The following is a 12,006-nucleotide window of genomic DNA, read 5'->3' on the forward strand; positions in this document are numbered from 1 at the left end:
CGCACGCCGGCGTGGCGAAATGGCAGACGCAACGGACTTAAAATCCGTTGGGACGAAAGTCCCGTGCGGGTTCAAGTCCCGCCGCCGGCAAAAATGAACTTTGCACTTTGCGGTGGCAGTTGAACCCATCCCGAAAATTGGCGCGGGTGCGTTGCGGGCGCTTTTGTGGCTGTGCTGAGAGGCGAGACGCAAATCATTTTGATAAATCTCTCGCAGCAAAAATACCCTTTAGTGGGTATTGTGGCATCATAGATTCGCGTGTAGTTTCTGTGATGATCCTTCTCTGGGGCATTCAACTTCTAGCCCGATTAATGTCCGCTCCTTAGCTCACGCCATCTGCATGGGGAAATCCCACCATATCGGCGCAGCCGCGCCTGCATCCGTCTTTTTGCTCTGCCGCTCACGCAGCGCTCTGGTGTTGTCGGTATCTCTGCTGGCCGCGCTTTCGCTTCCGCTCTCAGTGCATGCGGCGAACCGTGGTTGGACGGGAACCGGGGCAGCGACCAATGCCAACTGGAGTCTTGCGGCCAACTGGGGCGGGACCGTGCCTGTAGCGGGTGACGATCTTACGTTCAACGTCACCACAGGATTAACGAACACTAACGATCTCACGTCCGGCATCCTCCTGCGCAATATCACCTTCGGCACTGCTGCCGGTAATTTCTTCCTGTCTGGCAATGCCATTTCTTCGGAAGGTTCGTTCAACAACAATACCACCAGCGGAACCAACACGCTGGCGTTCAATATTGCTCTCACTCTTGCCTCCCACGGTTTCAACGTGGCTACGGGCGGCACCATGTTGGTGAGCGGTTCTATTTCTGGCGCGTCCAGTGCTATCAACCTAAACAGCGGCAACACGGCACTAGGCACTCTCATCCTCTCTGGTTCAAATTCGTTCGGCGGCGGAGTCACCGTGACCGAAGGTGTGCTCGATATACGCAACAACAATGCTTTGGGCGCGACGGCGGCGGGAACCACCGTCCTGAGCGGCGGCGAGCTGAGGCTGAGTGGCGGCATCACGGTCAATGAAGCGCTCACCAACAGTAGCACGGGTTCCGGCGCCGGGGCCACGACTGGCGGCCTGCGAAATGTGTCGGGCGATAACACTTGGGGCGGCCTCATCACCTTGGGCGCCGCGGCGCGAATCAATTCGGATTCGGGCACGCTCTTCATTACCAATACCGGCACTATCACGGGCGCTACCTTTGGCCTCAGCTTGGGCGGCGCCGGCAACATCTCACTTGCCAGTGTCATAGGCACGACCAGTGGCACCTTGACCAAAGATGGCTCAGGAACAGCAACTCTCACCGCCGCCAACACCTACACGGGCGGCACCACGTTGAACGGAGGAACTCTTTCTCTGGGCAACGCGGGTGCGCTGGGCACATCCGGAACGATCAGTTTCGGCGGCGGCACACTGCAGTATAGCGGGTCCAACACGACGGACTACTCCGGCCGTTTTAGCACAGCTGCCAACCAGGCGATCGGCATCGACACAGCGGGTCAATCGGTGACCTTCGCCACCGCTTTGACCAGCTCAGGAGGTTCCTTGACCAAGCTTGGCGCGGGAACCCTGACTTTGGCGGCGGCCAACACATTCAGCGGCAGCACCGTGGTTCAAGCAGGTGTCCTAGTCCTCTCGAACAATCTCGGCTTGCAAAACAGTGCTTACAACACCGATGGAGGGGGAAATCTTGCCATCTCGGGAACAACTCCCACCTTCGGAGGGCTCTCCGGTGCGGTGGATCTCGCCACGGAAATAGTGTCCGGTTACTCCGGTGTCACCAGCTTGACTCTCAATCCGGCCTCGGGCGTGAGCCAAACTTATTCGGGCGCCATCACCGACGGGGCGGTTGGCATGACGCTGACCAAGACGGGCGCGGGAACGCAAGTTCTCTCCGGCGCGAATACCTACACGGGCGGCACGGCCATTAATGCCGGCACTTTGTCGGTGGCGAACGCGAATGCCTTGGGCTCGACGGGAACGATCAGTTTCGGCGGCGGCACACTGCAATACGGTGCGGGCGGCACGACCGACTATTCCAGCCGTTTCAGCACGGCGGCCAGTCAGGCGATCAATATCGACACAGGCGGTCAGTCCGTGACCTTTGGTAGCGCTTTGACCAGCTCCGGAGGTTCCTTGACCAAACTTGGCTTGGGAACACTGGCCCTTTCCGGCGCCAATTCCTACACCGGCGGCACCTCGCTCAACGGCGGCACGCTGTCACTGGGCAGCACGGGTGCTTTGGGCACGACGGGAACGATCAGTTTCGGTGGCGGCACCCTGCAATACAGCGCGGGCAACACGACTGACTACTCCAGCCGTTTCAGCACGGCGGCCAGCCAGGCGATCAGCATCGACACGGGCGGTCAGTCCATTTCCTTCGGCACAGCTTTGACCAGTTCCGGTGGTTCTTTGACCAAACAAGGTGAAGGAACGCTCACGCTGTCGCTCAACAACACCTACAATGGCGCAACGACCCTCATCGGCGGGACGCTGCGAGCGACAACAAGCACGGGCGCGCTGGGGGCCGGGGCCTTGTCCTTGGGGGGCGGTATTTTGGAGTTGGCCAACGATTCCGGATTGAATTTCGCACGCAACACCACGGTCACGGGCAATACTCAGATTCTGTCCGAGCGTCTGAATGCAGGCGTAGGCGTTACTCACACTTTGGGCACGCTCTCCATTGGCGCAAGCACGCTGACCGCCGGGACGGACGCTTCGGTGACATCGGGCTTGGCGGGCCTAACCTTCGGGGCTGCTACCTTGACCGGTAACGCTACTTTCGCTGTGAATTCTGGAACGTTGCTGACCTTCGGAAGCACGATGGGAGGCGATTTCACCAAGACTTTCGATGGTGCTGGCAACACGACGGTCAATGGTGTCGTCAGCGGAGCGGGCGGGATGGTGAAAAGCGGCACGGGCACGCTCACGCTCGCCGCGGCCAATACTTTCACGGGCAATCTGACCATCAGCAATGGCGCGGTGCGCGGCATCTCCAATCTGGCTTCGCTTGGTGGTGTGACTTCGGTCATCCTTGCCGGTGGCAATCTGGAGTTGGACAACAATACAGGCCTCGCCTACGGCGAGGCTGTCGTGGTCTCGAACAACGCAACCATCACCACGGCCCGTCTCACGGGTGGAGCAGGTGTCACTCATACTTTGGGCACCCTTAATATCGGGGCGCAGACCATGACCGTTGCAACTGATGCAACTTTGACTTCCGGCACGGCAGGTTTGACGTTTGGCGCTGTCACGTTGCGGGAAAGCGGGGCGACTTTCAGTCCCAACGCCGGGACATTGCTCACGCTTGGGGCGGTTTCCGGAGCCGGGTTCGATCTTTTCGTCGGCGGAGATGGCAACACTACTTTTAATGGCGCGATTACCAACGGTGCCGGGTCGGTGACCAAAAACGGGGCCGGAACCATGACGATTTCGGTCTCCTCCACTTATACTGGAGGGACCACCATCAACGCCGGCACGTTAGCAACCGGCGGCAACCAGCGCATGGCCGATGCGGGCGCACTCACACTGAACGGCCCGACGGCTGTATTCAACTTGGGCGCCAACAACGAAACCTTGGGCGTGGTGACACTGACCGACGGAACGATCAGCGGCAGCGGCGGCACGCTCACCGCCAGCCGCTACGCTGTGGAGAACGGCTTGATCAGCGCCATTCTTGCCGGCGCCGGGGGCATGACAAAAACGGGCCAAGGCACGGTAACGCTGTCCGGTCTGAATACGTTCACGGGCAATCTGACCAATCTGGGCGGCACTGTGCGGGCCACGACCAGCGCCGGCGCTTTGGGGGGCGGAAGCGTTATGTTGTCGGGCGGCGACCTCGAACTGGCCAATGACGCCAACATCAGCTTCTCCGATCCTGTCCTCGTTACCAGCAACACAACCATAACCTCCGACCGTCTCACTTTGGGGGCCGGTATCACTTCAACACTCGGCACATTGACCAACGGGGCGCAGACCATCAGCATCCAGCGAGGAGCCAACGTGAACAGCGGCACGGCCGGGGTGACCTTTGGCGCCGTCACGCTCAACGCCAGCGGCGGAACTTACAACGTTGCCAGCGGCGCACAATTGACGCTCGGTGCCATCAGTGGTGCGGGCAACAGTTTCACCGTTGATGGCGCGGGCAACACGACCATCAGCGGCATCATCGGCACGGGTGCCGGTGCGCTTACCAAGGACGGTTCGGGCACCCTAACGCTATCCGCGGTCAACACCTATACCGGTGGGACCACGATCAATGCGGGAGCCGTCACCATCACTGCTGCTGACCGTCTGGCGAATGCTGGAGCGCTCATCCTCAACGGCCCGACCGCCGTCTTCAACATCGGAACGTTCAACGAAGCAGTCGGTGCAGTGACTTTGACCGAGGGAACAATCAGCGGCACGACCGGTGTTCTCACTGGTTCCAGCTACGATTTGCAGAACGGTTCGGTCACCGCCAATCTCGGCGGGGCCGGGATCAACTTGGCCAAGACGGGTTCCGGCACTGTTGTCCTTTCCAGCGCGACCAACTCTTACACCGGCACGACAACGGTCGGCGGCGGCGTGTTGCGCGTGACCAATTTGGTCAATGCTAACACCAATAGTTCCATTGGCGCGGGCACCACGGTGATTTTGACCAACGGTGGCGTCCTCGACTATGCAGGCACGACCAACTCCTCGATGAACCGCGGCATCAACCTTGCCGCGGGCAATGGCGGCATCGGTGTTTCCAACGGTTCCACCGCGCTCACCATTTCGGGCGTGATCAGCAATACGGGCTCGCTCAGCAAATTCGGGGCGGGCACTTTGATCCTCGCCGGTGCGAACACCTACAACGGTGGAACTTTGGTCAGTGCGGGCGCGCTGCAGGGCGACACAACGGGTTTGCAGGGCAATATCACCAACAACGCCTCGCTTGTCTTTGATCAAGCGGCCAACGGCACCTTCGCCGGGGATTTGAGCGGCAACGGATCATTGATCAAGACCAACAGCGGAACGCTCATCCTGACCGGTGCCAACAGCTACTCGGGCGCCACGACCATCGGCGGCGGCACCTTGTCCGTGAGCACAAGCGCGGCAGTGGCGGGCACTTCGGGCATCAACATGGCGAATGGCACGACTTTCCTTTACACGGGCGCGGCAGGCACAATCGACCGCAACTTCACCGTCACCGGGGGAACGGGAACCCTGCGCAACACCGGCGGGGGCACGCTGACGCTGTCGGGCGGACTTTCCAAAAACGGCACAGTCCTGCAGTTCAACAGCGGCAACTTTAACATCACGGGCGTCATCAGCGGCGCAAATGCCAATTCTGATCTCATCGTCGATAGCGCCACGGTCACGCTTTCCAACGCTAATACCTACAACGGCCCGACATATGTCCGCAACGCGGGTGTGCTCAATGCAAACGTGGCCGGCGCGCTGCCGACCAACACCCGCACGGCCATGCACCTCGATGATACTGGCGGGGGCGGTTCGACCCTCGGTCTTGGTGCGAACCAAGCGGTCGCTTCGCTGACCGGCGCGGACACTTCAGTCGTTGCTCTGGGCGCGAACACGCTGACCATCGGCACATCGTCCGGCAGCACGACTTTCGCCGGCGTCATCAGCGGGACGGGCGGCCTCGTCAAAGACGGCGGGAGCACGCAAATTTTGACGGGCAGCAACACCATGAGCGGACCGATCACTATCAGCGCGGGCACGCTGCAAATCGGCAACGGCAGTCTTGGTGCATCCATCGGTTCGGTGAGTGCCATCACCAACGACGGCTCTCTGGTCTTCAAACTCGGTTCCGCGACACACGCATCCTCGACCGTGATCAACGCGCAGATCAGCGGCACAGGTTCGCTCACGCAAGACAGCCCCGGCGGCATTGTTTTCCTCGACAACACGAACAGCTACAGCGGTGGCACCACGATCGTTGCGGGTGAAATCCATGCCTCGACCGCTTCCAGTCTGGGCACGGGTTCGGTCACACTCACCGGCACCAACGCGACCAGCCTCGCCAAATTGCATTACAGCAATGCGGCGTCACCGCTGAGCATCGGCGCGCTGACCCTGAACGGAAACGCCGAGATCGCCCTCGAATCGCTCAATTCCATCCAGAGCACCGGGGCCATCACTGTCAACAGCACGAACAACTTCCTTTCACTCAATACTCCTTGGAATCAAGGCACCAACATCCTGATCTCGGGCACTTCGCTCACGCTGGGTGGCGGTGCTTCGATTTTCATGACCGGACCGCTCATCGACGATGCAACGCTGGCGTTGGGTTCCAGCCTGCAGATCGGGCGTAGCGTGTTCACCTTCGGCTCGAATGCGACCTCGTTCTATCTGGTCAATGCCGGCACCAACCTCGATCTGCTGTGGGTCGGCGGGGTCAACAGCACATGGGGCACCAACGCTGCCAATTGGCAGGTGGCGACCAACGGACTCAATCCTTCGGGCACCAACCTCGCGTTTCTCGATGGTGACAACGTGTATTTCGGCAACACGGCGGCCAGCAACAGTCCCATCACCGTCGCCGCGGGGGGCGTTGCCGCCGAACAGATCAACGTGACCAACACGACGGGAACCGTGGTGTTCAACGGCGGAAGCGTCCTCGCGCATAATCTCACCAACTCCGGCTCGCTGGTAGTGAGCAACAACCTCACGCTCATCGGTGATAGTCCTTCCCTTACCAACGGCTATTTGGTCAACAACGGCAGCGGCAATGTCACGCTGGCCGGCAATCTCCTGCAGGGCCAGATCCTGCAAGCCGGCAGCGGCACGGTGACGCTCGCCGCCTCCAACAACTTTGCCGGAGGCACGACGATCAGCAACGGCACGGTCGTGGCCACGGCCAACAATGGGTTCGGTTCCGGGGCGCTTAGCGTCAATGGCGGAACGGCGGACGTGGGCACGACGTCGCAGTCCCTCGGGCAAGTCACTCTCAACGATGGATCGATCATCGGCGCCGGTTCGATCACCAGCAGTGAAACCTTCCAGGTGGTCAATGGAAGCATCAGCGCCAACTTGCTTGGCACCGTGGGGCTGACGAAGTCCGGCATCGGCACCGTGACGCTCAGCGGGAGCAATTCCTACACGGGTGTCACCCACATCAACGGTGGAACGCTGCAGATCAGCTCCGATGCCAATCTCGGCAATGCCGCCGGCGGACTCCATTTGGAAGGTGGCACTCTCAAGACTGCTGCCGGTCTGACCAACAACCGGGCAGTGACATTGACCGGCGGTGGCACGTTCGATACCGACGGCAACGCGGTCACCCTTGCGGGCGTCATCTCCGGCGGGGGCGCGCTTACGAAAATTGGTTTGGGCACGCTGACACTTACCGGCACCAACATCTACACGGGCGGGACGACGGTCACTGCGGGGACATTGGCCGGCAACACAGCCAGCCTGCAAGGGTCGATCACCAACGACGCTGCCGTTGTGTTCAACCAAACAACCGATGGCACCTACGCCGGGAACATGACCGGCACCGGCACCTTGGCGAAGACGGGTGCGGGCACGCTGACGCTTTCCGGCGTGAACAGCTACTCCGGAGGCACAACGGTCGGTGCAGGCAAATTGTTGGGCGACACGACGAGCCTGCAAGGTGCGATTGCCAACGATGCAGTGGTCGAATTCAACCAAAGCTCCAGCGGCACTTACGCCGGTGCTATGAGCGGCACCGGATCTTTGGCGAAGAGCGGCGCAGGGACAGTGACTCTTTCGGGCGCCAACACCTACATAGGAGCGACGACCATTTCCATGGGCACGCTGGCCTTGGGGGGCGCGGGTGAGCTTTCCACAAGCACAACTGTAGCCGTGAGCAGTGGTGCGACCTTTGATATCGGGGGACGCAGCCAAGAGATTGCCGGCCTGACCGGGGCCGGAAGCGTCACCAATTCCAGCGGGACTTTGACGGTCAACAAAGCCAGCGGCGCGGAATCATTCTCCGGTTCGATCACGGGTGCGGGTGCTTTGGCCAAGAGCGGCGCTGGCACCTTGACGCTGACCGGAGCCAACAATTACACGGGCGGCACTGCGGTCAACGCCGGCGCTCTGGTGGGCGACACAACCAGCTTGCAAGGTGCGATCACCAATGACGCGGCGGTCGTGTTCAACCAAACCTCCAATGGAACCTACGCCGGCGCGATGTCCGGGGCGGGCTCATTGGTGAAGACCGGTGCGGCCTTCTTGCAAGTCACAGGAACGAATTCTTTCTCCGGACAGACGACTGTTTCCTCCGGAGGGCTCGAGGTTGACGGCTCCCTGGCCAGCAGCGCCGTGGTCGTGCAAAACGGCGCAACGCTGTCCGGAAGCGGAACAGTCGGTGCCACAACCGTCGAGTCCGGCGGCACAGTCAATCCGGGTAACTCGCCCGGCACGCTGTCCATCAATGGCGTTGCCACATGGCTGGGAGGCGGCAATTACAACTGGCAGATTTATGACGCCGAGGGCACGGCCGGAAATGTCAACGGGTGGGACTTGCTCGACATAGACGGGGAACTCGACCTCACGCAGCTTTCGGATACCAACAAGTTCAATATCAACCTCTGGTCGCTCTCCGGAATCCTGTCCGACACCAACGGCCCGGCGATCAATTTTGACAAAACGCAGGGTTACACATGGACGATCGCCACCGCGACGGGAGGCATCAATGGCTTCGATGCAAACAAGTTCAACGTCAATCTTGCGTCGATCAACGGGACAGCCGGCTTCGCCAATGTCATCGGCACCGGTTCGATCATAATCAGCACCAACGGCAGTAATCTGAATCTGGTTTACACGCCGGGTTTGGAGCCTATTCCCGAGCCCGGCACATGGGCCGCGGCTGCGCTGCTTCTCGGGGGTGCGGCGTATGCGCGCTGGCGGAGGCGGGACAAGGTTTCCTGAACGGCCTTTTATTCTGCGGACAGTTTTTCCGCGCGTCACCAACGGCTGAAACCGTTAGGCTACTCGTCCGAGCATTATGAGGCGGCGCAGGCGCAGAAAGATCAAAAAGTTTTTCGCCTCGATCATTCCCGGCATACGGCTCTGGTGGAAGGAAGCCACCGGGCGTATCCGCCGCAGCCGGCATCGCAATTACCGGCAAGCGGTATTTCGGCGTGTTCTTCTCTGGATTCCAGTGCTTGCAGTGGTCGGGCTCATCCTCGCATACCCCGCGGTGAAGCTTTTCATGCTCTGGCGTGCCTACGATTTGGCGCACAAGTCCGTGGCCAGTTTCGAGCGCAAGGAATACCGACTGGCATTCCTGCAGTCCGAGTCGGCCGGCGCGCTGAAACCCGATCTTGCGCCGGTCGTGCGGGCGCGTGCGCTTTCGCGCACGGGTTTGGGTGATCGGTCGTCGTTGGCCTACTGGAAGACACTGCGGCAAATGGGGGAGATGAACGACGAAGACTTGTCGGCGTGGGCGGAGGCCGCCGCCGTGCTGGGAACCGATGCGGACATGAGCGAGGTCAAGACCGTCCTCGATAATGCCGGACGCACAGGGGAGGCAAATGCTTGGCGGAGCCGCCGCGCTTTCCGATACGGCAATCTGGTGGATGCGGAGAAATTCATGCGTGCTGCGATTGCCGAAAACGATTCAATCCCTCTGCAATTGGAGTTGGCCCGCGTCCTTGCAGCCATCGGCACGCCTGATGCAACGGCCGAAGCGGTGCGCATCGTTTCCTCGGCCGCCGCGGGGCCGGAGGCCAACAAGGCCTTGGCATTCGGGTTGACTTATATTCCGGTCGGTCCTGCCACACGCCGCACATGGGCGGAACGCGCGCTTGCCAATCTCTCCTCCGACAACGAGGCGCTGCTTCCCGCGGCGTCAGCGATGGTGAACGATCGTCATTGGACAACCGACGAAGCAGTGGCGCAGCTGGCCCCGGTGTTCGTCGGAGCCCCGCTCAAACAGCGTGTCAAATACGTCTCATGGCTGGCGGAGAAAAACCGGCCGCGCGAGGAGGTGTTGCGCTCGGTGACCTCGCGGGAAGCCAAGCACTCGCCGGAGGTATTCCGGTTGCGGGCCGACGAAGCGGTCGAGGCGCGCGACTGGCAGGAGGTGCTCCGGTTGCTCGATGCCGGGTCGCCTTTGGACGAGGCTGCCTCACAGCTTTTGCGGGCGAAGGCAGAGGCTGCCCTGGGGCGGACTGCTCTTGCCCAAACGGCGCTGCGCCGCGCCGTGCGGGCGTCCGTGAATTCGCTCACGCTTCCGGAAACATTGGCCGAGGTCGATGCCCGCAACGAGTCAGGGCTTGCCGACGAGGTTTTGCTCGAAATGTGCGGCGAGCCGGCCCTCGCCGAATATGTCCTGCGGGTTGCGCGCTACCGCTTCGGGATGCGCGGCGAACCGAGGTTGATTGACGAGGGAATGAGCCGCTACCCGGTGTCGGAAAACCCCGTTCCCACAGTCCGTGATTTTCGGTGGCGCAAGAGTTTGCTTGCGGGTGAGCGCGTTGATCCTGCTTTGACCGCACGCGTGAGCACAGACGAGCCGACAAATGTCGATTTCCGAATCACCCATGCGTTGGCTTTGCTCAATGACGGGCGTCCGGCGGAGGCGCGTCTGGCCTTGGCGGCCTTGGAGCCGGTAAGCCACCAGCTTTTCGCCGGCCAGCAGGCGGTTCTCGCGGCAGTCCTCGCCGCCAGCGGATCACAAGCCGAGGCAGCCCGACTCGCGCGCGGCATCAAAGGGGCGCATTTGACCGATCCGGAATACCGTCTTGTGCTTCCCATACTGAAAAGCGAGGGTTCGCAAAAGGTAAAGGCAGCGAACTGAGGGTGATCCGGCCCCTTGGAACTCGGAGCAAGCCCGAGAGTTCCATGGACAGCAAAAGCCCGGGAACTCTACCTTTTGTGAAAAACCAGCGTAAACTGCTGAGCGTCAAGTGGCTGCCTCGCATGGATTTGAACCATGACAAAGTGATCCAGAGTCACTTGTGCTACCGTTACACCACGAGGCATTTTATCTCCCTTATTATTAGGAGTTTACGAAAGTTTTCGTATATATTCCCTAAGGATGGGCGGATACACTGGCGCATTAGCCACGATTGACGGAAGAAGTAGCCCTGAATCTGGTGCTGCGCAAGTTCATTATGGGAGTTGCGGGCGTCCAGTTTCGCAAAAAGGTATGGAGGTCTTGGTGGCGTTGGCGTTTTGGTTGAAGACGGCGGAGGTGCTTTAGCGGGCAGGCGTGACAAGCAACTGTGCCAGTCCGCCCAGGCAAATCTGCGACCAGGTTTCAAGACGGTCGCGGCACTCCTCTAACTCGGCGAGGGCCAGAAATTCCGGGTCGGCGATGGCGTCCTCGCGTGGGCGCACATCGGGCGAGTCAACTTCGATGAGATGCACCACGCCGAGATGGACACGGCCGACGTCGTTGCTGTCGTCATTAATGAGGGCCGCGATGCGCTGCGTGTAAGCACCGGGGATTTCGATCTCCTCGTTCAGTTCGCGTTCGACAGCACGCAGGTAGGCGTTGCGGTCGAAATGCGCGGCGTGCGTGTCGCCGTCGTTCATGTGTCCGCCGATGCCGATCGACATCTTGGCGTGGAGGCGCGATTCGCCGCCGGATTTGCCGCGCGTGTAACAAAGCACACGATCGCCGTGCCGGATGACCAGATAGGGAATGATCTGCTTGTGACCGGGGTCATTCTCCGCCGCGGAACGGGGCAGGAATAAGTTGTTAGCGGGGTCAAGGAGGGCCGACATGTAGCGTTCGGTGTCCAAGCAAAGCCCTTGGAATGCACCGATTCTTTCGAAGACGGCCCTGGGAACAACGAGGATATTCTCTTCTTGCGGCATGGCGTGCGAGGTTACCCGTGCCGCTATTTTTGGCCACCCGGAAAAGTAATTCCCTCTACCGCTTGCCAGCCTTGTGCCGTGCTTTAATCTTTGTCCATGGCCGTCCCCGACTTCGCGCACCTGCATGTGCACACCGAGTATTCCATGCTCGACGGGGCGGTGCGCATTGCCGACTTGATGCGCAAGGTTTCGGAGTCCGGGATGAAAGCCGTGGGAATGAC

4 protein-coding genes and 2 tRNA genes are annotated in these 12,006 nt (G+C 60.6%); 4 read left to right on the plus strand and 2 right to left on the minus strand.

Features of this window, described 5'->3' with window-relative positions:
* Nucleotides 1-5: 5 nt before the first annotated feature.
* From FGM15_08075 to FGM15_08085, 3 genes are all read left to right on the plus strand, one after another.
* Nucleotides 6-90: transfer RNA gene (locus tag FGM15_08075), tRNA-Leu, on the plus strand.
* 250 nt (nt 91-340) lie between these two features.
* On the plus strand, nt 341-8,887 hold the full coding sequence (locus FGM15_08080) for a hypothetical protein (GenBank protein ID MBU3665816.1): 8,547 nt from the start codon (nt 341-343) through the stop codon (nt 8,885-8,887).
* Nucleotides 8,888-8,963: 76 nt separating this feature from the next.
* A complete protein-coding gene (locus FGM15_08085) occupies nt 8,964-10,760 on the plus strand; it encodes a hypothetical protein (protein MBU3665817.1) in 1,797 nt (598 codons plus the stop codon).
* 110 nt (nt 10,761-10,870) lie between these two features.
* On the opposite strand, the gene FGM15_08090 is transcribed toward FGM15_08085, so the two are convergent.
* Both FGM15_08090 and FGM15_08095 read right to left on the minus strand, forming a co-directional pair.
* Nucleotides 10,871-10,944: transfer RNA gene (locus tag FGM15_08090), tRNA-Gln, on the minus strand.
* 217 nt (nt 10,945-11,161) lie between these two features.
* Complete coding sequence (locus tag FGM15_08095) at nt 11,162-11,785, minus strand: hypothetical protein (GenBank protein MBU3665818.1); 624 nt, start codon at nt 11,783-11,785, stop codon at nt 11,162-11,164.
* Nucleotides 11,786-11,881: 96 nt separating this feature from the next.
* Between FGM15_08095 and FGM15_08100 the strand changes: the two genes are divergently transcribed.
* Nucleotides 11,882-12,006, plus strand: a 125-nt coding sequence (locus FGM15_08100) for a PHP domain-containing protein (protein ID MBU3665819.1), incomplete at its 3' end; no start/stop codon positions are given.

This window comes from Chthoniobacterales bacterium (assembly GCA_018883245.1).
Taxonomy (GTDB): domain Bacteria; phylum Verrucomicrobiota; class Verrucomicrobiia; order Chthoniobacterales; family JACTMZ01; genus JACTMZ01.

What these genes read in the sequence shown, in the direction of transcription:
- FGM15_08080 (MBU3665816.1), top strand. Translation starts at nt 341, where the DNA reads ATGGGGAAATCCCACCATATCGGCGCAGCCGCGCCTGCATCCGTCTTT.
- FGM15_08085 (MBU3665817.1), top strand. Translation starts at nt 8,964, where the DNA reads ATGAGGCGGCGCAGGCGCAGAAAGATCAAAAAGTTTTTCGCCTCGATC.
- FGM15_08095 (MBU3665818.1), bottom strand. Translation starts at nt 11,785, where the DNA reads ATGCCGCAAGAAGAGAATATCCTCGTTGTTCCCAGGGCCGTCTTCGAA.